Raw genomic sequence first — 24,522 nt, forward strand, 5'->3', positions numbered from 1 at the left:
TTTGATTTTAATGAAAACTGTATATGTATGTCAATCCTGTGGTCATAGCACTGGCAGATGGGTAGGAAAGTGTATTGCATGTGACAATTGGGATACAATTGTTGAAGAAATAGCAGTAAAAACGGGCAAAAGAAGTATATCTGCGCCAATTTTAATAAAGACGTTATCGGGTAGCGAAATTATCATTCCAAGTCGTTTTCTAACAGGAGTAGAAGAATTAGACAGAGTTTTTGGTGGGGGTATCGTTCAAGGTGCTAGCATTTTAATTGGAGGCGAACCTGGAATTGGGAAATCCACCCTTTTGCTTAGAATTGCAGCTAATGTTGTGCAACTTTCCTCTTTTGAATGTCTTTATGTATCTGGCGAGGAATCTTTAGAGCAAGTGAGTCTCAGAGCAAAGCGTCTTAAGATAAATGAACCTAAAATTAAGCTTTTATCTACAGTGTCTTTAACTGATGTAGTAGCAACAATAAAGGAAAATAAAAGTATTAAGTTCCTAGTAATTGACTCTATACAAACAATGTATGATAGCAGAGTTACATCAGCACCAGGAACTGTAACTCAGGTTCGTACTTGTGCACATGAATTAACCATTCTTGCGAAACAATATGGTGTTTCTCTTTTAATAGTTGGTCATATAACTAAGGACGGACAAATAGCTGGACCTAAAACTTTGGAGCATATGGTGGATACGGTATTATATTTTGAAGGTGAAAATAGCAATCAATACCGCATTTTACGCACTATTAAAAATAGATTTGGCCCTGCAAATGAAATTGGTGTTTTTGAGATGTCTGAAGCAGGACTAGTGCCTGTTGATAACCCATCATCATTGTTTCTGATGGCCCATGACAGAGAAGTAGTTGGCAGCGCCGTATTTGCAGGAATTGAAGGTTCAAGACCAATTTTAATGGAAGTGCAAGCATTAATAGCAGGGACTAATATGGCAACCCCAAGAAGGGCAGTAGTTGGGTGGGATATTAATAGATTGGCTATGATCATCGCGGTGCTAAATGCTCGTTGCAAAATGTTTTTGCATGATAAAGAAGTGTACCTAAACATCGCGGGAGGATTGAAAATACAGGAACCATCGGCTGATCTTGCTGTTGCTGCTTCCCTTATTTCAAGTGTAGTAAATTTACCGCTGCCAACTTCTTCAATAATCTGCGGTGAAGTTGCACTTTCAGGAGAAATTAGGAATGTCTCGCATGCTGATCTCAGACTAAAAGAAGCACAAAAGTTAGGATTCAAAAAAGCAATTATGCCTAAAAATGGTAATTACTCTTCTCACGATATTGAGATAATCAAGCTTGGTCACGTAAGGGAATTAAGAGAAGTCTTTAATTACAATTAAATAACGCTTCAGCAAATTCTTTGCTAGTAAACTCCCTCAAGTCCTCTATATTTTCGCCAATTCCTATAGCATGTAACTTTATCTTATAAGCTTCTGCAAGTCCAATTACCACTCCGCCCTTAGCAGTGCCATCTAACTTTGTTACGATTAGCCCGGTAACATTAACCATTTTGCTAAATGCTTCTAATTGGCTATAAGCATTTTGGCCGGTAGTTGCATCAAGAACTAAAATAACGTCATGAGGGGCAGTGTCATCCAATTTCTTTATCGTTCTATATATTTTTGATAACTCCTCCATAAGGTTCACATTATTTTGTAGCCTGCCTGCTGTGTCAATTAGAACAACATCAACGTTATCTTTTATAGCTTGACTCACAGCCCTATACGCCACACTTGCAGAGTCGCTACCGTACTCTCCAGTAACAATGGAACAATCAGAACGTTCTGCCCAAATGTTTAATTGTTCACTAGCAGCAGCTCTAAATGTATCGCATGCAACAAGCATAACGGACTTTCCCATCTCCTTATATTTATATGCAAGTTTACCTATAGTTGTGGTTTTACCATTACCATTTACTCCGCATACCATTATTATATGTGGTTTTTTATTTAAAATTAACGGTTGCACGACAGGGTTTAATATAGCTTCTATTTCGTTCATTAACTGCTGTGTGATGATATTATACTCAACTTCCTTGTCAAACTTGATGCTTGTGAGCCTGTCAATAATCAACTTGGAAGTTTTATGACCAATATCCATGCTAATTAGCAATTCTTCTAGCTCATCTAAAAGCGACTGATCTAATTTTTTTTTGCCAGAAAAAATACTTTTCACCCCGTCGCTAAAGCGAGAAGAAGTTTTTAACAGGCCTTTATAAAGGTTACCAAATAAACTCAAGGGAATACTCCTTTTTAAATTATAAACTTAATTACAATATAAAGAATGACATGTAATACGTGTATTTGTAAAGTAAAATGCACTCACTTTGCGGGTATTTCGTGAGTAAAATATACCGTTTGCTAGTGTATTTTACTTTAGTTTTTAACTTAAATGTGTTATAATAAATGTAGTGGTTTATAGGTAGTTTTATGAGTTATAATGAGAAAATATTAGATCATTACGAAAATCCAAGGAATGTTGGCTCTCTGGATAAAAATGATCCAAGTGTTGGTACTGGCCTGGTTGGTGCACCATCGTGCGGTGATGTAATGAAATTGCAGATAAAGGTCAATGACAAAGGTGTTATTGAAGATGCAAAATTTAAAACTTTTGGCTGCGGTTCTGCCATTGCTTCAAGTTCCTTGTTAACAGAGATGATAAAGGGAAGAACCATCAGTGACGTTACACAGATAAAGAATACTCAAATAGTGGAAGAGTTGTCTTTGCCTCCAGTGAAGATACACTGTTCGGTGCTTGCTGAAGATGCTATAAAGGCTGCTATTCATGATTATCAAAGTAAACAAAATAAAGGTGAACATTGAGAACTAAAGCATGAGTGAATATCAAGAAGTAGGCGGAGGTGAAACTGTAAAAAAGAATAAAAAACTTATCACTATAACTGCGGAAGCAGTAGAAAGGATAAGGTATTTATTGGATCAAAAAAAGCATGCTAACCTTGAGAAATCAGAAGAAGCAATAGGAATAAGAGTGCTAATTAAACAAAAAGGATGTTCTGGTTTAAAATATGATATTGAATATGCATATGATACTCGTCCTTTAGAGTCGATAATTGAGGAAACCTGTAGTGATGACCAAAAAGTTAAAGTGTTGATCGATCCAAAATCCGTCATGTTTATTCTTGGTTCTGAAATGGATTATGTAGAGGAAAAATTCTCATCTGGTTTTGTTTTCAAAAATCCCAATGAAAAAGGAAAGTGTGGTTGTGGAGAGAGTTTTCATGTCTAGCAGCTATTTTGCATTGTTTAAAATTGAACCAACTTTCAATATCAGCTTTGATGAGTTAGAGAAAAAATATATTGAGCTAAGCAAGACTGATATAAATGAAAAGCAGTCCAAAAATATGGAAAATATCAACAAAGCTTATCAAGTGCTAAAGTCACCACTAGAACGTGCCGAGCATTTATTGAATCTTTTTAATGTAAAAAATCAAAAGGATCATCTGAATTCTGAAATATTAAATGAATCAATGGAGGTAAGAGAGTACTTACTAGACTGCGACGACCTACAATTTGCAAGTAGGATGGTTGATGAAAAAATAAAAGGTTGCATTAAAAACCTAATTAACACTTTTGCTGTAAAGAATTTTGATGGAGCTGCTACACAAGTCTTAAGATTGAAATATTTATATAAGTCATTTGAGGAGGTGAAAAAGAATGCAACCAATTCAAATTTCTGAACCAAATTCAAGTGAAGTAGTTTTTGGTATAGATCTTGGTACTACCAATTCTTTAATTGCCATGGTAAATAAAGCTGGCAATGCAGAAATATTTAAAGATGAGCAAGGAAGAGAGCTACTGCCTTCTGTTATTTCATATGAAGATAATACATTGAAAACTGGCTGTAACGTCGGTCGAAATGCAATCTACTCAATAAAGCGTTTAATGGGTAAAAGTGTTGAAGAATTAAATAAAGAAGGCCTCAATTTTGAAATAGATAACGAAAGTGAAAAAGTTATTAGAGTAAAATGCGCAGAGGAAAAGTATCTTACTCCTGTTGAGATTTCTGCTGAGATATTAAAAGCTTTATGTGAGAGGGTAAAAAAGTCTAAGGGGCTGGAAGTAAAAAAAGCAGTGATTACTGTGCCAGCTTACTTTGACGATTCAGCACGTAACGCAACTAAATATGCAGCAAAATTAGCTGGAATAGAAGTTCTTCGCCTCGTTAACGAGCCAACCGCTGCAGCGCTTTCTTACTCCATTGAAAAGAACAATAATAGTGGAATATATGCAGTTTATGACCTTGGTGGTGGAACATTTGATATTTCGATATTGAAATTGCATCAAGGAGTGTTTCAAGTTCTTGCGGTTGGTGGTGACACCAAACTCGGCGGTGATGATTTTGATCATTTGCTGAGTTCAATTGTGCTCGATGAGTATAGAGAGAAAGTATCAAATATCATTCCAGCGCTTGACGCGCAACTGTACGAACGTTGTGATGTAAGTATGATTTCCATTAAGAAAGATGTCATCCCAGTGCCCAGACACTGGGATCCAGAAAATTTAATTGCAAATGAGCACACCAGGCAATTGTATAGTAAGAACTGGATTCCAGTGTCAAGCACTGGAATGACACCACCTGCTGCGCAAACTACCTGCAAATTGCAACGTTCGTATGCTGAAGCGCGTGACGCTGGAATCTACAATATGCGTACTGTGAAGGAATATCTGAGCAAAAACACCTCAGGCATTTTTGAATTCAGCATTAACGGCGAGCTATTCAAGTGTGAAATTACCAGAGAAGAATTCGAGCAGGCAATCAGTTCTTTGGTCAATAAGACTATCAATATAGTCACTCGTACTATAAGCGATATAGATCTTAAAATTGATGATATAAAAGGAGTAATTTTAGTTGGTGGTGCAACTAGAACACCATTGGTTCAAAATTCACTAGTCAAACTCTTTGGAAATAAAGTACTAAATGACGTGGATCCGGATAAAGCAGTTGCCATTGGTGCAGCTCTGCAAGCTCATTATCTAACTTCAAACTCGAAAGATAGGAATATTCTTTTAGATGTTTTACCCTTATCGCTTGGCATAGAAACTATGGGAGGCATAGTTGAAAAAATTATACCAAGAAATACACCACTGCCAGTTTCAGAAACAAAAGAGTTTACAACTTATATTGATGGGCAAACAGCAATGAAAATTCACGTTTGTCAGGGAGAACGTGAAATGATAGAGGATAACAAATCTCTAGCGCAGTTTGAACTAAAAGGTATACCGCCACTGCCTGCAGGTTCTGCAAGAGTTGAAATAGAATTCACAGTTAACGTTGACGGAATTTTGACTGTTACTGCAAGAGAAAAAGCTACTGGAATTGAGCAGACAGTTGAAGTAAATTCAAGTTTTGGCTTGAGTGAAGCTGATATTCAAAATATGGTTGACCAGTCAATAAACAGCTTTGATGAAGATATGAAGGCTCGTTCCCTTGCAGGCGCTAAAATTAATGGAAATAAACTCATACACTTGGTTGAAAACAATAATAACTTTTCCACTGATCAAAAGTTGAAAAACCTATTACAAAACGCAAAAGACGCTTTACAAGGCAATGACTTGAATGAAATTAACAACGCTATCGCCGAGTTAGAAAATTCCTCTTTAGAGTTGTGTGAATTAACAAATAGGTAGAAAAAGCTTACACAACCTTGTGCAATACCCTATTTAATCTCAGAGCAACAGGTAACCTGAAATTAAATGGTAACCAATCGACCTTTCCCAATTTAAACGATAAACCAACTATGCTTACACGCCCAATGATATTTTCCATTGGTACAAAACCAACTTCAGGAAACCTGCTATCCAAAGAATTATTTCTATTGTCTCCCATAACAAAAAATTGATCGTTAGGTACATAATAAACCGGAGTGTTATATGATAGCTTATTAGAAATGTTATCTACCAAAATCTCATGTTTCTTGCCACTTGAAAGCGTTTCTATATATCTTGGTATGTTACGATTTGACTCATAATCAAAAAAACTTTCAATTTGCCTTCGCTCTACTTTCTGATCATTCAGGTATAATTCTCCCTCTATCATTTGCACTTTGTCGCCCGGTGTTCCTATTACCCGCTTAACAAATCGGATACTGTCGTTTTTTGTGGGTTTGAAAACTACTATGTCGCCACGCTTTGGAGGGGTGTAAAAAATCCTGCCGCTAAAAATGTTTGGAGAAAATGGAAAGGAGTGTTTACTGTAACCATATGAGTATTTACTAGTAAAAATGTAATCCCCTTCAAGTAGGGTGCTTTTCATTGAACCAGAAGGTATATGAAATGGCTCGAATAAAAAACTACGTATTGATAGCGCAATTAGTAGTAAAAAAAACAATGAAGATAAAAATCTTCCCGTTCTTATCACCCAGTTTTTGCTTAATCCTTCCAACTTTGTTTTTCTTATAAATTAAGCTTATTATAATACATAAATTAAAAAATGGTAATATGAAATTTTACTTGTGAATGTTATTCCTCTATTCAAAACAATTTTGAAAAGGCGGTTCATTTCTTTCAACGGTGTCATCCAAGTAGCGTGACACATAACTGTACGAACATTGCAATTTGCAGGTAGGCAGATGAAAGTAGCTGACACTAGAATCCAGCCTTCCTGCAATCTCATCGAAAACGTTGTGTTTTAACAACCACTTTTTATGCTAGTTTGCTTGTAAGCAAGCAAACTGATTTGGTGAGTATAAAAGTATAGCTAACGCGAGCTCTACGTCATACCGCCACGGTATCTCTTAGCATAGATCTCGCTAACAAGTAGCAACTGTTCAGCCAATGGCGTCAACTTAAGGGAAAATATCAGTGATTGTGTATAAAACTTCTCTCTAAATTTTTTACCATTAAATTACCCAAAAGCTGCAATAAACAGCACTTTTGTTTCTGTTTTATTTCAACAAAGAAGTCTAAAATATGTCCTTTTTAGGTGAAACATGCAAAAAGGAAAAAAACTTATTCTACAAATTAAAAATATAATATACTCGAAAGCTTTTCAGAGAATCCATTGTGTTGAGTTTCACACGAACAAGCTTTTACGACAGTATTTTCTATGATTTTAAAGTTAATTAAGAAAAGTTTAGGAATAGAATGTGAGCTCATTAAGTTCCACCCTCAAAGCAAGCTTTTTCTAAAGCAAGATATAAATACAGGTTTTAAAGAATTTAAGCATCCAAACAGCCTATCAAGATGAGCCTGAGCTGGAGAGGCTATAGGTTTATTGCAGCAGATGGTTCTGGTATTCAACTCTGAAGAAATCGTATCCGAGTTTGAACCAAATGGAACAACAAGCACCGCTAGCAATTTGTTCGTTGATTTGTGTACTTTGCTAATTTGTAGTGCTCGTCTTGCAGCTTGGGAGCAAACGTTGGCAGAGGAGAACGACTCACTCCCCCTTTCGATGTTCACTTCCCTTTTCGACACGTTCATCAGTGGTTCACTCACATTCGTCTTTCTGATCCACACCTTCCAGCTTATATGCTGATTTTTCCTTAACGCTTATGACCCTATCTCTTAAATAGAGCCACTTAAGGTGGCTGCTCCTGAAAACCGATTTCGAAGGACCTTCCTTCATCTTCAATAAAACAAACATTACTTTGTTTGTTACTGCAGCACACCATCATTCTTAGGGTCGAGAAATTTAGAAAGAGCCATTGCTAAAATGCTTAGAAAAGATTAATAATTATACACACAGTTATTCAACCATATTTTTGACTTACAATTTTGAATATTTGCTCTTAACCTGACACATATGGCTTTTTGAATACTCCCAATGAACATATTTATAAATAAATATTTACTCTTCTTTTTTATTGTTTTTAGGTTTTTCTTAATCAACCATTTCTCCACCGATCTCTTTTATTTTTAGTATCAACGACTCTGGTACATACATGTCAATTACTTCTTCTGCTGTCACAAATAAAGTCTGATAAGAGTGTGAATTTATTATCCAATTAGGCAATATGTCTTCTGCTTTTATTTCAGAATGTTCCTCTTTTTTGTCATATACTGTGTAGCAATATAAGTGCACAGCAAAAAATAATATATAAGAGAGCAATATTCCTTTAAGCACTCCGAGAAAGATTCCAGTAACTCTATCGATAAACCCCAACCTTATGGGCGATAATATGTACATTAGCCAGTTATTTATTATCATCAATATAAGATTAAGTATAATAAATACAGAAATTGTAGAGAGTATGTTTAACGTAACTTTAGAATCAAAATATTTACTATAATTTAGAGTGAAAAAATCATAGTGATTAGCTGTCAGAAAAACTGATAAAAATAGAAACATTAGTGCGCATAGCTCTTTTATAAAGCCTCTAGTTATCGAGATTATTACACATAGAACAACAATGAAGATAATTAGACTATCGAAAAGCATATTTTATATCTATATGGTTTTCAAGATATAATAGTTATAAATAACGAGGTTGTAAAATTAATTGTATTTATGCTGCATCAGTTGATCTAAATACCTAGCGATCATGTCAATTTCTAAATTCAGATAATCATTTACTTTGTTGTACTGAAAAGTTGTATTTTCCCATGTATAGGGAGTGATATTTACTGTAAATTCCTGATTAATAACTGAGTTCACTGTGAGAGAAACCCCATCTAGTGTAACAGAGCCTTTTTTTGCAACAAATTTAATTAATTCTTGTGGGCATGATAGCTTGATTTCATGAGAATCTAAATTTCGCTCAATTGTTAAAATTTTTACTATCCCGTCAACATGACCCTGAACTAGGTGGCCATCGATCTTATCACTTAATCTCATTGCTTGTTCGAGATTTATTTTTTTGCCTATCTTCCACGTATTTAAGTTAGAAACCTTCATAGTTTCTTGAGACGTTTGGACTGTAAATGTATCGCTCATTATATCAACAACAGTTAAACACACACCAGAGCAAGCTATTGAGTCTCCTTTATTTATAGAGGGTAAGTTTTGTGTTTTGATATGGAAAATTTGATCAGAGTTGGAGTGAGTGGTAGTATCAGTTATAGTCCCGATATCCGTGATAATTCCTTTAAACATGTGGTGAAAATAAATAATTTTACCATGAAAAATTTTTTACAACAACTTATTTCTATTTTGTTATAGCTAAAGTAATTCTGGTTTACCGACGATTTAAAAAACGACAAATTCGTCATTCCGCTACTTGTTAGCGGCTAAGAGATACCGCGGCGGTTGTAAGTTAAAAATATGTTATAAAAGAAACACCTTGGTTACACTTTGTCAACGTCGTTACGCAAATGAGAGCTCAAGAAAAATGCAGACTAGAAGCACCGGCATGTAAAGGAAAGTTGTCAAAAAACTGGCCTGACCTTACCCAGAAAAAGTAGAGAGAAAGTTAAGACGATTTTGTCATGAGAATGATGCATCAAATTGTGCAGGAATGCAATAGTTAATAGTAGAATGTCTACGTTGTTTGTTATAAAAGATTTCTATGTATTCAAATATGGCAGTTCTAGTTTGTTGAGCAGAATGTTGAGAAATATCAATAAGCAGCTCCCTTTTGAGTGAACTGAAGAAGCTTTCTGCAACAGAATTATCGTAACAACAGCCCTTATGGCTCATGCTGGAAATGATGTTTTTTGTATTCAATAGAAATTGGTAATTTTGAGAGGTATACTGTGACCCTTGATCGCTATGTAACAGTAGATTTTCAGGGGGTTTGCGTTTGTTAACAGCCATAAGCAAAGAATCCACAATTAATTGTTTTGTCATTGTATGACTCATTAACTACCATGCGTGAGAATTATTGCTGCCAACAACCTTCCTTGGTTTTTATATAAGTAATCCCATACTTTATTTGGTTGCTCAGTGATAAAATTTTGATCTAATATATTAGGAGCAATAACCATATTATTTGGTTGTTTTTTAGTTTTAAATCTTCGTCTAAGTTTGGCTATAATGTCATTTTCCTGCATAACATTTTGCACTGTTTTGATGTTATAATTTTTGCCTAAAGCTTTTATGGATTTTAGGGGCTCCATATCTGCATTTAGATGCTTTTTTTGAATCTCTGCTAGAAGTCCTTCCCTTGCTAATTCTTTATTGCTTTTTTCTTTAGCAATCCATTTATAATAACCACCAGCACAAAACCCTGCATAGTTCCTGTATTTTATAGCAATTTCTATGCTCTTTTATAAAAGAATATTTTACTCTTTTTCTTTGGCAAAATATCCCAGGGCTTTTTTTAAAATGTCTCTTTCTCTTCTTACTCTTGCTAACTCTTTTTTTAGATCAAATCTTTCTTTGTCATAAGGAGCTAGTTTTCCTTTGCCTGGAAATGCGTATGCTCCAGACATTTTTCCATCATATTTTCTTACCCATTTACTTAACATACTGCCATCTATACCTAGATCTTTTGCTATTTTTGTACTTGTTTGACCTGTTTCTTTAACCAGCTTAACAGCTTCCAATTTAAATTCTGCTGTATATTCTCTTCTATTTGTCATATTACACCTCTTTGAAAAAACGTTTTATTTTACTCCAAAAACGTCTTAACTTTCTCTCTACTTTTTCTGGGTAAGGTCAGTCAGTTCTTTCCATCCAAGAATCATTTTATTGGCTTGCCTTAATATCTCAACAGAAGGCAAGTCTTCTGTGCTGAGTGGTAGGCGGACAGTTTGATGTTCTATAAGACCAATATCATGCAAAAGTGCTTTAGTGGGTATTGGGTTGCTGGCAATAAATAGAGCTTTGCAAGCTTGTTGCCAGATATCTGTTGAACTTTTTATGTCATTTCCTGTCATTTGAGGAGTTGTTTTTTTTCTAGTTACGTGCTGGAATGACAGTAGGCATTGCTTAACATATTCATGTGCTACATGTGGCCAAACATTGGAAGCAACGGAAACCAGACCAGCCGCACCATAAGCAGCCATATCGGATATCATATTATCATCTCCGCAAAAGACCTCAATATTTGGAGCAACTTTCTTATACTGAGCTAAAGTATCAACGGTGCCACTTGAATCTTTGATAGCCCAAAATTTTTCGTGGCTGGATAAGTTGCGTACAGTTTCAGCGTGAAGACTCACTCCTGCTCTCGATGGAATATTGTAAAACATAGCCGGCACATGTGCTTTCTCAAGCAGCTTTTCAAACCATAAAGTCTGCCCCATAATTCCGGGCTTTGCATAAATGGGAGTTGTCATTAGATAGCCGTGAATAGGCATACCCTTGCAAAAATCAAGCCATTCAAGAGTCTGATATAGATTCACTCCTGGTACACCAATTATAATTTTCGTATTTAATTTTAGCTCACATACAAATTCAACTAATGTACGCTTTTCAGAATCAGAAAGCGATAGGCTTTCACCTGTGCTACCCAGCAACACTACACCATTTTCAGCTTTAACTTGCATTGTCAGTAAACGCTGCAAACTGCTATAATCTATGCTATCCCCATTGCAATTAAATGGAGTAACACAAGCAGTCCATAAAAATGTAGATTTCAATTTAAATTGTTAAAATGGTATTTCATCGTCGATTAGTTCATCTTTTATATCGTTGTCAAAACTTTCGTGCTTATTTTTTTGTTCTGTTTCATTTTGCTTGTATTCACTCGGCTTGTAATCGGAATTTGGTCGCGAATCCAAGAGAGTAAGAGCACTATTAAAATTATATAGAACCACCTCTGTTGTGTATCTTTCACTACCGTTTTGGTCAGTCCATTTTCTAGTTCTCAAAGAACCTTCAACATAAACTTTACTGCCTTTACGTGCAAAATCTTTGACGACTTTTACTAATCCTTCACTAAAAATTACGATATTATGCCATTCTGTCTTTTCAGAGCGCATACCGGAAAGTTTGTCAGTCCAACTTTCGGATGTGGCTATTGAAAAACTTGCCATCTCCTTTCCATTTTGTGTAGTCCTAATTTCAGGATCTTTTCCTAAATTACCAACTAGTATGACTTTGTTTATGGTACCACCAGACATAATTATGCTCTAAATAAATCCCTTTATTATCTTATATGAAAGTACTATTGTCAAATTTAATTAAAAGTGCGCTTGGAGGGATTCGAACCCACGGCCTTTGCCTCCGGAGGGCAACGCTCTATCCAACTGAGCTACAAGCGCATGTATAGACCCGCGGTATCTCATCAGCTAACAAGCAGTGGGATGACGGTTCTTCAAATTGTCGGTAAACCTAAGTCACTTTGGCTATATACTAAATTATTTAATAGATAAGCTATCCAAGTCAAATTTTTGTTTTGGATAAAGCGTAAACATAATACTCTCATGTCCAAGATATACATTTTGAGAATCATTCGCATGCTTTTTTATTGCTTTTTGATCTACGGCCCATACAAAAGTCACACAATTTTCAGTGACTGAGTGCACTTTTAAATCCTTAGTATTTATAAACAGCTTTCCATTTACCCATATTTTCCATGTATCGGGAGAAAGATATAAAATTGAGTCTAAACTCACTACCTTACAGTTGAAATTATCTGATACCTCCTCTTTTGCAGCTCTTGAAGATCGTAAATTGAACTTTTCCATTTCATTGACCATTCTATTAACTGGCTCTTCATCAAAAAAAATGCTTTTTACGTTACTATATTGTGACAAAACGTCAAAGTCACTTTCCACTGCTTCTCTTATTATATCGTCCCGATCTGTATAGCTTAGTTTTTGATTGTTAATAAAGAAACACTCTTTTGCACGCAAATTTGCTATATCAATAAAATCATCGATTTCTTGATTGCCAACTTTAAGAATACTTTCAAAATATCTTTTTTCTATCATCATTCCATACTGAGAATGATGACAAACCATTTCATCATTACCTTGTTTTTCTATATATACGCATAAATTTCCACTATTTAATCCTAATATTTTATGCTCAATAAAATCTTCATTGCCAATATATTGTCGGCAAGAATACTCCTTACAAATTTCTATGCTTTCTATGATATCTTCACAACTGCAATATGCGTTAACATTGGAAATGAGTAGCGTAAAAATAAAAAACAGCTTTATGTTCATCACCTTATCTACTTAATATAGTATACCAATCAAAGACTATATTAGCTCTCACTATCTCTATCATATTACCATTCAAAATCTGATTCATAGTTGCAGCATCAATATTTCTCTGCTTATTTAAAATAAGAGATTTGATCATAACATAACCGGGCAGATTTGGAATAGACTGTAGAAATAAAAAAATATGCTTATCGCTGATTGAGCTTAAATTTAGGACCACTTCACTTTTTATTACTTTTGTGCGTTCACTTTTGTTGTGGAGCTCAACTTCTTCGGGTATAGAAATTGATATTTCAGGTTCTAATATATAGTACTTTTTATATAACTTGCTAAGCTCGAAATTTAAATTTGCAATGTATCTGCTACTGTGTAAATTTGAAGAAGAAATTTTTTTCCATAAATCTAGGTTTTTATTTAGAACAACTTCCTTTTTTTGAATTCCAGTAATCTGTAAATTAATAGAACGTATTTTATCAATCGCAATTTGGTTTTTATTATAAATCTTTTCGCTATAGATAACAACATATGTTAATAACCCTATTAATCCAACAGATAATAACAAATACGATATAAACTGAATTGTAGCTTTTCTTTTTAATTGAAAGATAGTCATTAATCTACATTGCCTCTCCTATTTCAACATCAATAGATAGATTTTGCTCTTTAGCAGCAGGTAAGCTAGAAATATTAATGTCGTAGGTACGAAAATTATCGTTTAAATTTTTTCGTAGTTTCTCGTATTGATGAGAAATATTTTTACCGGATTGAAAATTAAACTTTAAAGTTGTGGTAATATAACTTTTTGCCTCATTATAATTCCATTCAAATGATCGAAGCTCTATACCTGGTATTTTTAACTTTTCTACATACTTAACTTGTGTAAGAGGAGAGTATTCTATTTTTGATAAAATATTATTGATATTAATAAAATCATAAATTTCATCTATTTTTTTTACATTATAGCTTTGGCTAAGTTTTGTTAATTGGTTATTTAAGGTGTTCTGCTTTGCTGATAAATTATCAGCAACATTGAAATTTGAATACAAATTTAGCAAACAAAGGGTGTTTGTTATAACTAAAACCAGGGCGAAGTATAGAAAAATTCGAGGAGAGTTTAAATAAAGGTAATTGAATAGATAAAATTCTTTAGTTTCCTTTGTATTAAAAATAGCTGCTAATTTATTCTTAAAGCTATGAAACAAAATTATGGTATCGCAAAAGTTATCTTTTTCACTTATAGCTAGTTCTGCTCCTAATAGTTTGCCTAACTCATATGGAGTTAATATGTTCACACTGTTCTCTGAAAAATTTATGACTGATAAACTAGCTTTAATATCTTCTGACACTATGATGCAAAGGTCGATAGGGTTATTTTTTTCAAACCCAAACTTAGTTAAGGATCGAATAGTATCTTGCACTTCCTGATATATTCCACCAGCAATAATTCCTGGTAAATTATCATTAGTAAATGATGTTAAACGCGTAAATACCATTTTATTCTCTTTAAGAACCACTTGTCTATAGCCTCCCGTTTTAGTTGCAGCAACTATAATTTTCCAATTATTAGGATCTTTATGTAGAATCTTTTTTGTTATATTACTTATTTCTATAGGAAACATTAATATTCCCTTAAAGTTGGAGCCTATCTCAATAAACACATTCAACCAATATTCTACTAAATGCTTTGCTTTTGATGAAACAAGAAGATAGCACCAGTTTTGATTGAATTTGTTTGGCTTCTCAACCAAAAAAACTGAACTTATGTCATTATTACGAGAAAAATGCTCCATCTTTGTTTTTGCTGATAGATAGGCACTAATCTTGTTTGCCCTTGTAATAAACTGTAGCGAGTAATTTTGATCTGCATGATTAAGCACCAGGTATAAAGGTGCTTTTTTGTCTGATGAAAGACATGAAATTAAATCGGAAACTGCTTTATCGTTTTTGCCCTTAACAAAATACCTTTTATTTAAAGTATTATTTTTAAAATATAGTAACATTATGCCTTCTTCTCCAATAGAAAGCATAAACTTACTTTTGGATTTTGAACTAAACATATTAACAAAGCATATACTTATCTAGAATTAAAAAGGCAATTTATTGAAATTCATTAAACGTTAGAGGGAAATATTGTTATAAATTTTCGCAGCAACATTATTTATATTATAATTTTTTTATAAAACCATTACTAATATTAAGTTATTTAAACAATAGATTAAGAAAGTTCATTAATTAGAAATATACACTATAGCTAACCCAAGAAAGGTTTCTCTACGTCATACCGCCGCGGCGCTAACGAGTAGCGGAATGACGAATTTGTTGTTTTTCAAATTGTAGGTAAACCTAAGCCACTTTAGCTATATCTGCCGATTAACTTTAATTAATAGGAGTTATTAATCTATTTACTATTCTTGTAATATTATTTCTAATGGTAAAGAAATATATATTTCTCTGGAACAGTTGTTATTTCAGATACAGAATTTAGTGTAAGTAAACTAACCATTTGCTGAAGAGCGCTCATCTTCTGTGGTATTTGATGATGGAGCAACTAATTTGCTCAAAATCTCATCTTTTGGTCCCATAGCGTAAATGACACCATCTGACATGAGGATCACCTTATCAACTACGGACAATAACGGTAGCTTGTGAGTGATGATAACAGTAGTAGTATTTTGTTTTCTTGCAATGCCAATTGCATTAATTAAGCATGCCTCTCCATTGCTATCTAAGTTAGCGTTTGGTTCATCAAGTACTAAAAGTTTTGTGTGACCATAAAAAGCTCTGGCAAGTCCAAGAAGCTGTTTTTGGCCGCCAGAGAGCGTTACTCCTCCAGGACCTCCTATTGTTGTATCATATCCATTTGGTAAGCTTAGTATTAGTTCATGTATTCCTGCAATTTTTGCTGCTTTGATTATTTCTTCAGGATTTGGATCTGGCCTCATGCGAGCAATATTAGCTTTGACACTAGTGTTAAATAACTCAATATCCTGAGGTAAGTAGCCAACATAATTACCAAAATTTTCTCGATTCCAAGTATATACATCAGCGCCATCTAGTCTGACTACACCAGATATTGGCTTCCATACACCAACAGTTAATTTTGCGATAGTGGATTTACCAGAAGCACTTGCACCAATAACACCAACTACATCTCCAGGATCTATAATGAATGATATTCCTTTTACTGTCGGCTTATTGCTTCCATAAGGAGTAAAAAATACTCTATCAAATTCCAATTTTCCTTCAGGTTCTGGTAGAGCCATCGTTTGCTCTCTTTTTGGCGATGTTAATATAAGTCTTTGTAGCCTTCCATATGACATTCTAGCCTGATTTAAAAACTTCCAAGTATGAACCGCAGCGTCAAATGGTGCTAATACTCTACCCATTAAAATTGAAGCAGCGATGATGCTACCAGCAGTCTTATGAGCTGTGATTGCAAGTAATGCACCTGTTCCAATTACTGATATTTGCAGAGTTGAGCGCAAAAACTTAGTGATTCCAGTAATTACATTAGAGCGATTTTGTGCTTTAATTTGCATTGCTCGATTCTGATCATTTCGTTTACACCAATCAGAGACTATGAATTCTGACATGCCCATAGCTTCAACCACTTCTGCATTTCTTGTTGCAACATCTATAGCATTGATATTCCGTATAGTTTCTTCGTTGGTTTCTTGTAATATTCGTTTAGTGGCAAGTTCATTCCATATTGCCATAGAGACTAATATAATAATTCCAGTAATAGCTATAAACCCCGTGGAGGTATGTATCATGAAAATCACAACAAGGTAAATTAACGACCATGGAGTATCAAACAGTGAGAATATACCATTTCCTGTAATGAAATTTTTTATCACTCCGAGATCTCGTATTGCTTCACCACTTGAAGTTGAGCTCTGCACTGACGTTAGCCTGATTGACCTTACTATCAGATCTGGTGTTGCAGTTTTATCGATCCAATCACCTATTTTTGCCATGGCTAAATATCGACAAGTTTCAAGCATTGCAGAACATGCAAATGCAGATAAAGTGATAATTGTCAGCATAGTTAGTGTTGATACACTTTCGCTCGATATCACCCGATCAAGCACTTGAGAAGTATAAAGTGGTAGGAATAACATTAATAAATTGATTCCCGCACTAAACCAAAAGATAAACCAAAATGCACTTTTGCATTTTTCTAGGCAAACATATAGAGTACTTTGCTTCAATTCTTTTTTTATTGATGGCGTAATTTCCACAATCTTCCTCTTAATTTAATTACATGCACCATATACAATTTTTATTACAAAAATATTAATAACGGCAGTTAGCTTACTTTAAGTGAATAAAATATTAATATATGTAAATAGGAAATATAAACAATGGTAAAAAGAAGTATAGTTAATATTTCCTTCATTACCTAATTCAGAATTGAGAGTTTTTAATAACTTTCTAACTCCCACTTAGGTCTTGGTGCAAAATTAAGTGGATCTATATAATTCTTCTGTAACCTTTCAATTCCTGCCCATCCAACCATTACTGCATTGTCTGTACATAGATTATTAGGGGGGAAAAATATGTTTAAGTTTATGTGTTCTTTCAGTTTTTCTCTCAAAAAATTATTTGCTGCAACTCCGCCGGTAATCACAAAGTCATTGATTTTGATATTTAAAGATTCGGCCATAATAATCGCATTACTAACCCTGTCCAGCAGTATGTCACTAATACACTCTTGAAACGAAGCACACACATCACACACATTTTGCTCGCTTATTTCGAGTTTCTGCACTAAGTTTTTTACTGCTGTCTTGATTCCAGAAAACGAAAAATTACATCCAGAACGTTTTATCATTGCCCTTGGCAGTTTAAATCTTGCACCATTGCCTTTTTTAGCTAACTTTTCAATTAATGGTCCTCCGGGATAGCTTAAACCCAGCATCTTAGCAACTTTATCAAATGCTTCTCCTAACGAGTCATCGAGTGTCTTCCCGAGTTTAATATATTTACCTACATCCTGTGCAATTAAAAATTGACAGTGACCACCTGATATTAGTAGGACTAAAAATGGAAATTTTACCTCATGCAGTAACCTAATAACCAATGCATGTGCTTCTAAGTGATTCACTGCAATGAACGGTTTTTGTGCTACATGCGCAATTGCTTTAGCCATCATTGTACCAACTATTAGTCCACCTATGAGTCCTGGTCCTGATGTTGCTGCAATCGCGTCCAAATCGCGAAAATTGAGGTTAGATTTTTCTACAGCGCTTTTTATTAGACCACTTAAATGCTCCATATGAGCACGTGACGCTATCTCAGGGATTACGCCACCGCGTTTTTTGTGTTCTGCTTGGGAGAGAATTTCGTGAGCAAGGACTTGCTTGTCACTATTTACAATCGCTACTGCAGTTTCGTCGCAGCTTGTTTCAACAGCTAAAATGGTTTTCATGTATATTCGAACACTTTATTATAAAAACTATACCTTGAAACGCTGTAAAAGTTAACTGCAAAGTTAACTGCTATAGCTAAAGTGACCTTACCCAGAAAAAGTGGAGAGAAAGTTGGTACGTTTTTATAATAAAAAAATGTTTTTATAGAGAGGTACAATATGTCAAATGGAAGAGAATATACAGCAGAGTTGAAAGAAGAAGCTGTAAAACTTTTTAAAGAAAGAGGAGAAACAATTTCGAAAGTAGCAAAAGATCTAGGTATAAGCTCTAACGTATTAGGTAAGTGGATAAAAAAATATAACGAAAAGAAGTCAGTAGCAAATGCTTTTCCAGGTAGGGGTAATGTAGCTCCTTACGACAAAGAAAGATTTGATTTAAAGAAAGAGTTAGCAAGAGTAACAAGAGAGAGAGACATTTTAAAAAAAGCCCTGGGCAGTCAAAAAGAGTAAAATATTTTTTTATAAAAGAACATAGCAGCTGCTATAAAGTACGGGAATTATGTAGGATTTTGAATGTATCTGCTAGTGGCTACTATAAGTGGGCTGCGAGGGAAATAAGCAATAGAGAATTAGCAAATAAAAGCAGATATTCAAAAAAAGCTTCTAAATGTAGATATGGAGCTCGTAAAATTCATGCTGAATTAAAGGCTTTGGGTAAAAGTTGCAACTTGAAAACAGTGCAAAGTATTATGCAGAAAAATGGTATTCAGGCTATATTGAGAAGAAAATTTAAAATTAAGAAACAACAAACGGACAGTAGAGTCGTAATATTAGACCAAAACTTTATTGTCGATCAACCAAATAAAGTATGGGATTACTTATATAAAAACCAAGGAAGGATGGCTATATTTGGCAGCAGTAATCGACCTATACTCACATATGGTGATTGGCTGGTCAATGAGTAGTTCAATGAATAAACAATTGGTCATGGACTCTGTATTAATGGCCGTTAATAAACGTAAACCTGCCAAAAACCTACTGTTACATAGTGATCAAGGTTCACAATATACTTCACAAGGTTATCAATATCTCTTAGCCATAAAGAATATAGATGAGCCATAAAGGTTGTTGTTACGACAATTCTGTTGTAGAAAAGTTCTCTAAAAAGGGAGTTACCAATAGACACTTCTAAGCACTCTAAACAGCATATTAAAACTGCTATATTTGAATATATAGAAATTTTTTATAACAAACAACGTCACTATTAACTATTGCATCCCTGAACATTTTGATTCATCATTCTTTTTATAAAAAAACATTCTCAACTTTCTCTCCACTTTTTCTGGGTAAGGTCAGTTTAGCTATAGGCAGCAATTTTCTGTATTTACTTTAAATTGAAGAAAGCTCAAATAAGTGAACGGTTACAAAATTCTCTAATGGTCTTAAATAAAACTTCCAGTGAATGATTGTCAGACATGTTATGCTCTGCTGATTTTATTAAGTGTACTTCAACATCAGTTGACTTGATTTTTTCAGCTAAATTCAATGAAGTTTGATAAGGAACATCTTTATCATTAATGCTATGCAATAAGCGCACAGGACAGTTTATATCTATTGTCTCTTTGTTTAAAAGAAGGTTCTTTCTGCCATCTTCGATCAAATTTTTAGTTATTTTGTATGTACAATGCTCTGAAGTAAAATCTATTACACCTTTAGAATCTAGTTCTTCTTTTTGCTTGCCTGACAATTGCTTGAATATCAAATCTTCAGTGAAATCGGGAGCAGACGATATGCCGATTAATGCTGCAATTTTTTCTGAAAATTGAAGGGCAGTGAGCAGCATCAGCCATCCTCCCATACTTGAACCTATAACTATTTGTTTACCACTAGTTAATTCACTTATCACTTTAGCACAATTTTTTTGCCAATCACTTATTGTATAATCGGCAAAATTACCACTTGAGTTACCGTGACCAAAGTAATCAAATAGCACAAGTGCTACGTCATTTTCTTGGCAAAATTTGTAAATAGCAGTTGCTTTAGTTCCATTCATATTTGATGCAAATCCACCGAAAAAAACTACAGAAGCTTTCTTTCCTTGTAGCTTTCGATATGCTATGTGACCATTATTTCCATCAAACAATTTACAATAATCCATACTACTTTGGCAAAGCAACCGGACTATCGCTCATCGAACGCAAATAGCTGACTAGATCTGCAATTTCTTGTGGATTGGAAATACCTGCAAATGCCATACGTGTACCTTTTATATAGGCTTTTGGGTTCTTTAAAAAGGCAAATAGCTCCTCATACCCCCATTTTCCACCTTTTTCAAGCACTGCTTTTGAGTAATTGAATGAGTTGCCAAGATGGGCCTTTTTGTTTCCAATTACGTTCCATAAATTTGGTCCTACTTTATTCATTCCACCTTTCTCAAAACTGTGGCAAGCTATACATTTTTTCGCTGCTGATTTACCTTTCTCAAAGCTAGCATTCTGCATGAGCGCTCCAATATCAAGCGCCACTTGCTCAATTTTTTGCTGAGGCTCAGCAGCTACTATCGTTTGGTGTTCAATCTTATATTCCTCTGGACTATACAGCATATCAACTACGTTGCTGACTATCATAATGATTAGCCCAGAAAGTAAAATCGATGCTGCAATCTTATTAAGCTCCATAGTTAATTTTTATCAATTAATGTTGCTTAAATTATGCAAATATTTTCGCAAATAGCAACCAATTACCTTGAAGCTCGCTAAAGATGAGAGTCTCTAGCTACAAATATTAAGAAATTTACCAAACGAAAAAAAAGGCAAAAGAAACCCCGGCTAATATCTATTTAAAAACATTGGCGTTTTTTTATGTTTTAAACGTCTAATAACCGCGACTCAGCTGCTTTTTAATGCAACTAACCTTTAGTCATAAATGTTTAGGAAATTTACTAAGCAGAAAAAAAGGCAAAAGATATTCCGTGTTAGCTAGTTGTCACTCTCTAATCCTGCAAATTGGCGTTCTATACTGTCTTAAACGCTTTATAAGCGCGTTTCAGCTTATATAGCTAGAAATGTTGTGAAGACATAAGATGCGCATAGTGCAAAAAATTAAAAATAAGACGCCATTACGTAATACTGTTGTCGTTTGATCTGCACAGATTGAAGATAAATGAATACCTTCAGTACCATGATAGGGGGGCTGGCAAAATGTGTCAAGTAAGTTTTTTCGTTTCTATAGCTACTTGAATAACGGCTACAATGTTTGTACAATTGTGCGTCATGCGCTGCCGAACACTGATTTTTATATGGTTATACAAGAAAAATTAAGGCTTAAAAGGAATTTTAAGTATCAGGACTCAAGGTTTTTATTCCTTCTTAATAAAACATAAAAAGCTCCTTTACCACCATGTTTTTTCGTAGCTTGCTGGTAGTATAGAACCATATGCTGGATTTTAGTATCATTTAACCACTTATTTAAGTTATTCTTTATAGTGTCTGTTTTATTTGTTGCACTGCCGTATCCCGTAATTACCAATAAACATCTATTTCCTGCTCGATAATTTTTGATAATAAAATCTACCAATTTACAGTAAGCATCCTCTATATTATAGCCATGCAAATCGAGCTTATCGCTTATAAAATATTTACCCCTATCAATCTTTGATTTTGTGTTGTAGTCAAGACAAAATGATGAGTTACCATTATTGGTATTAAGAAAATTCCCTTGTAAGTCGGAGGTACCTTTATCAACCATAGACTTTATATTTACTTTATGATCAACTTTCAAAGTAACTTTTCTACATTCTATTGGCTTAACATTTTTTTGCCAATCCAACTCATCGTCCGACATAAACGCATTAATCGAATTGTATAATTTTACAACAATATCTAAACATAGTAAAATGTTGCTTATTCTATAAAAACCCGATTTTCAATAATACGATGAAATCGTCAAAAACTAATGAGAATTTTTGGCTGTATGGAAAGCACACCTGCATGTCAGCACTGAAGAATAAAAATAGGCGGTGTATAGAACTGTTAGCAACAGAAAATTTCTATAGAGAACACGAAAAAGAAATTAGGCAATGTGTAGACAGTAAGGGCATTAAAGTTCGATTAGTAGAAAACAAAATACTTAATGACGTTTTACCCAAAGGTGCTAACCATCAGGGAATTGCTTTAAATGTTGCCCCTATTCTTTATAACTTAAGCATTGAAGAAATAGCTGAAAGCTCGAACGATAGCTCTACCATAGTCATTTTAGATCAAGTCACTGACACGCACAATATTGGGTCGATTTTAAGAACTTCAGCTTGTTTTAATGTCAACGCATTGGTTTTACCACATAACCATTCACCGAGTGAAAATGCATCTATTGCAAAAGCAGCAAGTGGGGCATTAGATATTGTCCCGCTAATATACGTTACAAATATAGTAAAAACTATGCAGTATTTAAAAGAGGTCGGCTACTGGTGTTACGGGTTTGATTGCAATGCTAAAGAAAATATAGATGAAATAAAGAGCTTTGAGAAAAAAAGAGTAATTATTTTTGGTTCCGAAGAGAAAGGAATGCGAAGGTTAGTTAAAGAAAATTGTGATTATCTTTTAAAAATACCAATGTCAAACGTAATTGACAGCTTAAATGTTTCAAATGCAGCAGCAATAGGCCTATATTCTATTTATATTAAAACAAATGCCAGCGCATAGCTGTTTATAATAAAAATACTTGATAAAAATGTGGTTTTATATTATAATGTGTTAAATAATAGACAAAAGGAGTTATATTATGTCTTACATGAGAAATGAACAGGATATTCGCTCTCAAGGCGCTTATTATAGTGCTGGGCTTAGAAGTTACCTAACTAAAGTATATAACTACATGGCTTTAGCTTTAGGCGTTACAGGGCTTGTTGCGTTTCTAACGGTATTTTCTGGTCTTTTTCAGGTAATTCATTCTAATCCTGTTCTGTCGCTTGTGATAATATTCTCTCCAGCTGCATTGGTGATCTATATGCGGTATAGAATTCAACACCTAAGTGCTCAGTCTGCCGTTACTATATTTTTCTCGTTCTCAGTGTTAATGGGGCTTTCCTTATCTTATATTTTTATAGTTTATACTGCAGAAAATATAGCAAGAGCGTTTTTCATTACATCAATTATGTTTGGCTCTATGGCTTTATATGGTAATACCACAAAAAGAGATCTTACAAGTATGGGCTCTTTCTTGATTATGGGAGTCTTGGGGATAATTATAGCATCCATAGTAAATTTATTCCTTGGAAGTAGTCCTCTCTACTTTGCAATATCGTTCATATCAGTAATAGTCTTTACCTTAATGACTGCGTATGATGCTCAAAGAATCAAGGACGTTTATTATAAATATAACGACGGATCAGAAGTCGCTACTACTAAATTGGCAATACTGGGTGCAACTGATCTTTATTTTAACTTTATTAACATATTTCTCAATCTACTCAGGTTACTTAACTTGTTCAATAATAGGGACTAGATGTTTTCCTTTTTAAGGAAAGGTAGTAAGAATTCTATAGTTTTCTTTTTAATATCTTTAGTCGTGTTGATGCTATGTCTTGCATATGCATCGGTGCCTCTATACAGCATTTTTTGCAAAGCTACTGGATATGGTGGCACAACAAGAAAAGTAACTAATGCAACAATAAGTGCAACTGACCAAAAAATCAGGGTCCATTTCAATGCTGATATAATGTCCGATCTACCTTGGGAGTTTAAATCAGAAACTAACTACGTTGACGTAAACATAGGAGAACAAAGTTTAGCTTTTTATTACGCAAAAAATCTATCTGATCAGTCTTCATTTGGTATGGCAGTATATAACGTTACGCCTTTCAAAGCAGGTAAGTATTTCAATAAAGTTGCATGCTTTTGTTTTGAAGAGCAAATGTTGCTACCAAAACAAAAAGCTGCTATGCCCGTATCTTTCTATATAGATCCTGAGATAATGCTTGATAGTAATACAAAAGATTTGAGCGAAATAACACTATCATACACGTTTTTTAAGCTTAAGTAACAAACTTTTTCCTATTGTCATCCAAAGCTGAAAGAAGGTATCCGTTCAGGATAGCGGCAAGGTAGTATAACCATAGAGT

The 24,522-nt window shown here is 34.3% G+C and carries 31 protein-coding genes, 1 tRNA gene and 1 pseudogene; 14 read left to right on the forward strand and 19 right to left on the reverse strand.

All coding sequences use genetic code 11. From position 1 onward, the window contains the following. Positions 1 to 10: 10 nt before the first annotated feature. Positions 11 to 1,354, forward strand: a complete 1,344-nt coding sequence (radA, locus tag ABWU69_RS04750; protein WP_265034421.1) for a DNA repair protein RadA — start codon at positions 11 to 13, stop codon at positions 1,352 to 1,354. Here the strand turns inward: radA and ftsY are convergent. After that, positions 1,341 to 2,252 (reverse strand): signal recognition particle-docking protein FtsY, encoded by a 912-nt coding sequence (gene ftsY / locus ABWU69_RS04755; RefSeq protein ID WP_265034422.1) that lies wholly within the window; start codon positions 2,250 to 2,252, stop codon positions 1,341 to 1,343. The two genes, radA and ftsY, sit on opposite strands and share 14 nt — an antisense overlap. Positions 2,253 to 2,443: 191 nt before the next feature. On the opposite strand from ftsY, the gene iscU reads away from it, so the two are divergent. The 4 genes from iscU to ABWU69_RS08075 are packed head-to-tail and all read left to right on the forward strand — an operon-like array spanning position 2,444 to position 5,662. Then, complete coding sequence (iscU, locus tag ABWU69_RS04760; protein ID WP_353285018.1) at positions 2,444 to 2,836, forward strand: Fe-S cluster assembly scaffold IscU; 393 nt, start codon at positions 2,444 to 2,446, stop codon at positions 2,834 to 2,836. A gap of 10 nt (positions 2,837 to 2,846) precedes the next feature. Further along, on the forward strand, positions 2,847 to 3,260 hold the full coding sequence (locus ABWU69_RS04765) for a HesB/IscA family protein (protein WP_353285019.1): 414 nt from the start codon (positions 2,847 to 2,849) through the stop codon (positions 3,258 to 3,260). Continuing rightward, positions 3,253 to 3,711 carry an iron-sulfur cluster co-chaperone HscB C-terminal domain-containing protein gene (locus tag ABWU69_RS04770; protein WP_353285020.1) on the forward strand — a complete coding sequence of 153 codons (459 nt, stop codon included), beginning with the start codon at positions 3,253 to 3,255 and terminating at the stop codon, positions 3,709 to 3,711. The genes ABWU69_RS04765 and ABWU69_RS04770 overlap by 8 nt, the downstream gene beginning before the upstream one ends. Next, entirely contained in the window at positions 3,689 to 5,662 is a 1,974-nt protein-coding gene (locus tag ABWU69_RS08075) for an Hsp70 family protein (RefSeq protein WP_410541778.1), read from the forward strand. The genes ABWU69_RS04770 and ABWU69_RS08075 overlap by 23 nt, the downstream gene beginning before the upstream one ends. 7 nt (positions 5,663 to 5,669) lie before the next feature. Here ABWU69_RS08075 and lepB read toward each other — a convergent pair whose 3' ends face one another. Both lepB and ABWU69_RS04795 read right to left on the reverse strand, forming a co-directional pair. Then, entirely contained in the window at positions 5,670 to 6,416 is a 747-nt protein-coding gene (gene lepB, locus ABWU69_RS04790) for a signal peptidase I (protein WP_353285021.1), read from the reverse strand. 85 nt (positions 6,417 to 6,501) lie between these two features. Next, positions 6,502 to 6,669 (reverse strand): hypothetical protein, encoded by a 168-nt coding sequence (locus tag ABWU69_RS04795; protein ID WP_265034427.1) that lies wholly within the window; start codon positions 6,667 to 6,669, stop codon positions 6,502 to 6,504. A gap of 294 nt (positions 6,670 to 6,963) precedes the next feature. Between ABWU69_RS04795 and ABWU69_RS04800 the strand changes: the two are divergent. After that, positions 6,964 to 7,442 (forward strand): annotated as a pseudogene (locus ABWU69_RS04800) (IS4 family transposase); the annotation flags it as partial. A gap of 414 nt (positions 7,443 to 7,856) precedes the next feature. On the opposite strand, the gene ABWU69_RS04805 reads toward ABWU69_RS04800, so the two are convergent. Then, positions 7,857 to 8,414 (reverse strand): CvpA family protein, encoded by a 558-nt coding sequence (locus ABWU69_RS04805; protein WP_265026362.1) that lies wholly within the window; start codon positions 8,412 to 8,414, stop codon positions 7,857 to 7,859. Between the two features lie 57 nt (positions 8,415 to 8,471). Then, the gene (locus tag ABWU69_RS04810; RefSeq protein WP_265026363.1) at positions 8,472 to 9,068 is read right to left on the reverse strand and encodes a riboflavin synthase; all 597 of its coding nucleotides are present in this window, start codon (positions 9,066 to 9,068) and stop codon (positions 8,472 to 8,474) included. A 124-nt stretch (positions 9,069 to 9,192) separates the two neighbouring features. Here ABWU69_RS04810 and ABWU69_RS04815 point away from each other — a divergent pair, with 124 nt between their 5' ends. After that, positions 9,193 to 9,330, forward strand: coding sequence for a hypothetical protein (locus ABWU69_RS04815; RefSeq protein WP_341812849.1), 138 nt, complete (start codon positions 9,193 to 9,195; stop codon positions 9,328 to 9,330). Between the two features lie 68 nt (positions 9,331 to 9,398). Here the strand turns inward: ABWU69_RS04815 and ABWU69_RS04820 are convergent, their stop codons facing one another. The 11 genes from ABWU69_RS04820 to tsaD form a co-directional block, all read right to left on the reverse strand. Beyond that, entirely contained in the window at positions 9,399 to 9,773 is a 375-nt protein-coding gene (locus ABWU69_RS04820) for an IS3 family transposase (RefSeq protein WP_353285022.1), read from the reverse strand. Then, entirely contained in the window at positions 9,773 to 10,030 is a 258-nt protein-coding gene (locus ABWU69_RS04825) for a transposase (protein WP_265026336.1), read from the reverse strand. The genes ABWU69_RS04820 and ABWU69_RS04825 overlap by 1 nt, the downstream gene beginning before the upstream one ends. A 165-nt stretch (positions 10,031 to 10,195) precedes the next feature. After that, on the reverse strand, positions 10,196 to 10,495 hold the full coding sequence (locus ABWU69_RS04830; RefSeq protein ID WP_265026139.1) for a transposase: 300 nt from the start codon (positions 10,493 to 10,495) through the stop codon (positions 10,196 to 10,198). 57 nt (positions 10,496 to 10,552) lie between these two features. Continuing rightward, complete coding sequence (dapA, locus tag ABWU69_RS04835; RefSeq protein WP_265034431.1) at positions 10,553 to 11,497, reverse strand: 4-hydroxy-tetrahydrodipicolinate synthase; 945 nt, start codon at positions 11,495 to 11,497, stop codon at positions 10,553 to 10,555. Positions 11,498 to 11,506: 9 nt separating this feature from the next. Beyond that, positions 11,507 to 11,980 (reverse strand): single-stranded DNA-binding protein, encoded by a 474-nt coding sequence (gene ssb, locus ABWU69_RS04840; protein ID WP_265034432.1) that lies wholly within the window; start codon positions 11,978 to 11,980, stop codon positions 11,507 to 11,509. A gap of 67 nt (positions 11,981 to 12,047) precedes the next feature. Continuing rightward, a tRNA-Arg gene (locus ABWU69_RS04845) sits at positions 12,048 to 12,121 on the reverse strand. Between the two features lie 96 nt (positions 12,122 to 12,217). Beyond that, positions 12,218 to 13,033, reverse strand: coding sequence for a hypothetical protein (locus ABWU69_RS04850; protein ID WP_265034433.1), 816 nt, complete (start codon positions 13,031 to 13,033; stop codon positions 12,218 to 12,220). 4 nt (positions 13,034 to 13,037) lie between these two features. Further along, positions 13,038 to 13,646 (reverse strand): hypothetical protein, encoded by a 609-nt coding sequence (locus ABWU69_RS04855; protein ID WP_265034434.1) that lies wholly within the window; start codon positions 13,644 to 13,646, stop codon positions 13,038 to 13,040. 4 nt (positions 13,647 to 13,650) lie between these two features. After that, the gene (locus ABWU69_RS04860; protein WP_015589193.1) at positions 13,651 to 15,090 is read right to left on the reverse strand and encodes a hypothetical protein; all 1,440 of its coding nucleotides are present in this window, start codon (positions 15,088 to 15,090) and stop codon (positions 13,651 to 13,653) included. 438 nt (positions 15,091 to 15,528) lie between these two features. Further along, the gene (locus tag ABWU69_RS04865; RefSeq protein WP_265034435.1) at positions 15,529 to 17,274 is read right to left on the reverse strand and encodes a type I secretion system permease/ATPase; all 1,746 of its coding nucleotides are present in this window, start codon (positions 17,272 to 17,274) and stop codon (positions 15,529 to 15,531) included. Between the two features lie 182 nt (positions 17,275 to 17,456). Then, a complete protein-coding gene (gene tsaD, locus ABWU69_RS04870; protein WP_265034436.1) occupies positions 17,457 to 18,464 on the reverse strand; it encodes a tRNA (adenosine(37)-N6)-threonylcarbamoyltransferase complex transferase subunit TsaD in 1,008 nt (335 codons plus the stop codon). 159 nt (positions 18,465 to 18,623) lie between these two features. Here tsaD and ABWU69_RS04875 point away from each other — a divergent pair, with 159 nt between their 5' ends. Genes ABWU69_RS04875 through ABWU69_RS04890 form a run of 4 tightly spaced genes read left to right on the forward strand, consistent with a single transcriptional unit; the run spans position 18,624 to position 19,672 of the window. After that, complete coding sequence (locus ABWU69_RS04875; protein WP_265034437.1) at positions 18,624 to 18,914, forward strand: transposase; 291 nt, start codon at positions 18,624 to 18,626, stop codon at positions 18,912 to 18,914. A 59-nt stretch (positions 18,915 to 18,973) separates the two neighbouring features. Further along, positions 18,974 to 19,369 (forward strand): IS3 family transposase, encoded by a 396-nt coding sequence (locus ABWU69_RS04880; RefSeq protein WP_265034438.1) that lies wholly within the window; start codon positions 18,974 to 18,976, stop codon positions 19,367 to 19,369. After that, entirely contained in the window at positions 19,314 to 19,526 is a 213-nt protein-coding gene (locus ABWU69_RS04885) for a DDE-type integrase/transposase/recombinase (RefSeq protein ID WP_265034439.1), read from the forward strand. The genes ABWU69_RS04880 and ABWU69_RS04885 overlap by 56 nt, the downstream gene beginning before the upstream one ends. A gap of 56 nt (positions 19,527 to 19,582) precedes the next feature. After that, on the forward strand, positions 19,583 to 19,672 hold the full coding sequence (locus tag ABWU69_RS04890) for a hypothetical protein (protein ID WP_353285431.1): 90 nt from the start codon (positions 19,583 to 19,585) through the stop codon (positions 19,670 to 19,672). A 137-nt stretch (positions 19,673 to 19,809) separates the two neighbouring features. Here ABWU69_RS04890 and ABWU69_RS04895 read toward each other — a convergent pair whose 3' ends face one another. The 3 genes from ABWU69_RS04895 to ABWU69_RS04905 all read right to left on the reverse strand — a co-directional run bounded on the left by ABWU69_RS04895 (position 19,810) and on the right by ABWU69_RS04905 (position 22,247). Further along, on the reverse strand, positions 19,810 to 20,562 hold the full coding sequence (locus ABWU69_RS04895; RefSeq protein WP_265026373.1) for an alpha/beta hydrolase: 753 nt from the start codon (positions 20,560 to 20,562) through the stop codon (positions 19,810 to 19,812). A gap of 1 nt (position 20,563) precedes the next feature. Next, positions 20,564 to 21,082 carry a c-type cytochrome gene (locus tag ABWU69_RS04900; RefSeq protein ID WP_265034440.1) on the reverse strand — a complete coding sequence of 173 codons (519 nt, stop codon included), beginning with the start codon at positions 21,080 to 21,082 and terminating at the stop codon, positions 20,564 to 20,566. Between the two features lie 664 nt (positions 21,083 to 21,746). Then, complete coding sequence (locus ABWU69_RS04905; RefSeq protein WP_265034441.1) at positions 21,747 to 22,247, reverse strand: Smr/MutS family protein; 501 nt, start codon at positions 22,245 to 22,247, stop codon at positions 21,747 to 21,749. A gap of 92 nt (positions 22,248 to 22,339) precedes the next feature. Between ABWU69_RS04905 and rlmB the strand changes: the two genes are divergently transcribed. The 3 genes from rlmB to ABWU69_RS04920 all read left to right on the forward strand — a co-directional run bounded on the left by rlmB (position 22,340) and on the right by ABWU69_RS04920 (position 24,443). Beyond that, positions 22,340 to 23,104 carry a 23S rRNA (guanosine(2251)-2'-O)-methyltransferase RlmB gene (gene rlmB / locus ABWU69_RS04910; RefSeq protein WP_265034442.1) on the forward strand — a complete coding sequence of 255 codons (765 nt, stop codon included), beginning with the start codon at positions 22,340 to 22,342 and terminating at the stop codon, positions 23,102 to 23,104. 79 nt (positions 23,105 to 23,183) lie between these two features. Further along, positions 23,184 to 23,906, forward strand: a complete 723-nt coding sequence (locus ABWU69_RS04915; protein WP_265034443.1) for a Bax inhibitor-1/YccA family protein — start codon at positions 23,184 to 23,186, stop codon at positions 23,904 to 23,906. Next, a complete protein-coding gene (locus tag ABWU69_RS04920; RefSeq protein ID WP_265034444.1) occupies positions 23,907 to 24,443 on the forward strand; it encodes a cytochrome c oxidase assembly protein in 537 nt (178 codons plus the stop codon). It begins immediately after the preceding gene. The last annotated feature ends 79 nt before the right edge of the window (positions 24,444 to 24,522 follow it).

It is taken from the genome of Wolbachia endosymbiont (group A) of Beris morrisii (assembly GCF_964028185.1).
Lineage (GTDB): Bacteria > Pseudomonadota > Alphaproteobacteria > Rickettsiales > Anaplasmataceae > Wolbachia.

Excerpts from the sequence above, each read along its gene's own strand:
- radA (WP_265034421.1), top strand. The coding sequence starts at position 11 with ATGAAAACTGTATATGTATGTCAATCCTGTGGTCATAGCACTGGCAGA.
- iscU (WP_353285018.1), top strand. The coding sequence starts at position 2,444 with ATGAGTTATAATGAGAAAATATTAGATCATTACGAAAATCCAAGGAAT.
- ABWU69_RS04765 (WP_353285019.1), top strand. The coding sequence starts at position 2,847 with ATGAGTGAATATCAAGAAGTAGGCGGAGGTGAAACTGTAAAAAAGAAT.
- ABWU69_RS04770 (WP_353285020.1), top strand. The coding sequence starts at position 3,253 with ATGTCTAGCAGCTATTTTGCATTGTTTAAAATTGAACCAACTTTCAAT.
- ABWU69_RS08075 (WP_410541778.1), top strand. The coding sequence starts at position 3,689 with ATGCAACCAATTCAAATTTCTGAACCAAATTCAAGTGAAGTAGTTTTT.
- ABWU69_RS04805 (WP_265026362.1), bottom strand. The coding sequence starts at position 8,414 with ATGCTTTTCGATAGTCTAATTATCTTCATTGTTGTTCTATGTGTAATA.
- ABWU69_RS04810 (WP_265026363.1), bottom strand. The coding sequence starts at position 9,068 with ATGTTTAAAGGAATTATCACGGATATCGGGACTATAACTGATACTACC.
- ABWU69_RS04820 (WP_353285022.1), bottom strand. The coding sequence starts at position 9,773 with ATGAGTCATACAATGACAAAACAATTAATTGTGGATTCTTTGCTTATG.
- ABWU69_RS04825 (WP_265026336.1), bottom strand. The coding sequence starts at position 10,030 with ATGGAGCCCCTAAAATCCATAAAAGCTTTAGGCAAAAATTATAACATC.
- ABWU69_RS04830 (WP_265026139.1), bottom strand. The coding sequence starts at position 10,495 with ATGACAAATAGAAGAGAATATACAGCAGAATTTAAATTGGAAGCTGTT.
- ssb (WP_265034432.1), bottom strand. The coding sequence starts at position 11,980 with ATGTCTGGTGGTACCATAAACAAAGTCATACTAGTTGGTAATTTAGGA.
- ABWU69_RS04850 (WP_265034433.1), bottom strand. The coding sequence starts at position 13,033 with ATGAACATAAAGCTGTTTTTTATTTTTACGCTACTCATTTCCAATGTT.
- ABWU69_RS04855 (WP_265034434.1), bottom strand. The coding sequence starts at position 13,646 with ATGACTATCTTTCAATTAAAAAGAAAAGCTACAATTCAGTTTATATCG.
- ABWU69_RS04860 (WP_015589193.1), bottom strand. The coding sequence starts at position 15,090 with ATGTTTAGTTCAAAATCCAAAAGTAAGTTTATGCTTTCTATTGGAGAA.
- tsaD (WP_265034436.1), bottom strand. The coding sequence starts at position 18,464 with ATGAAAACCATTTTAGCTGTTGAAACAAGCTGCGACGAAACTGCAGTA.
- ABWU69_RS04875 (WP_265034437.1), top strand. The coding sequence starts at position 18,624 with ATGTCAAATGGAAGAGAATATACAGCAGAGTTGAAAGAAGAAGCTGTA.
- ABWU69_RS04895 (WP_265026373.1), bottom strand. The coding sequence starts at position 20,562 with ATGGATTATTGTAAATTGTTTGATGGAAATAATGGTCACATAGCATAT.
- ABWU69_RS04900 (WP_265034440.1), bottom strand. The coding sequence starts at position 21,082 with ATGGAGCTTAATAAGATTGCAGCATCGATTTTACTTTCTGGGCTAATC.
- ABWU69_RS04905 (WP_265034441.1), bottom strand. The coding sequence starts at position 22,247 with ATGTCGGACGATGAGTTGGATTGGCAAAAAAATGTTAAGCCAATAGAA.
- rlmB (WP_265034442.1), top strand. The coding sequence starts at position 22,340 with ATGAAATCGTCAAAAACTAATGAGAATTTTTGGCTGTATGGAAAGCAC.
- ABWU69_RS04915 (WP_265034443.1), top strand. The coding sequence starts at position 23,184 with ATGTCTTACATGAGAAATGAACAGGATATTCGCTCTCAAGGCGCTTAT.
- ABWU69_RS04920 (WP_265034444.1), top strand. The coding sequence starts at position 23,907 with ATGTTTTCCTTTTTAAGGAAAGGTAGTAAGAATTCTATAGTTTTCTTT.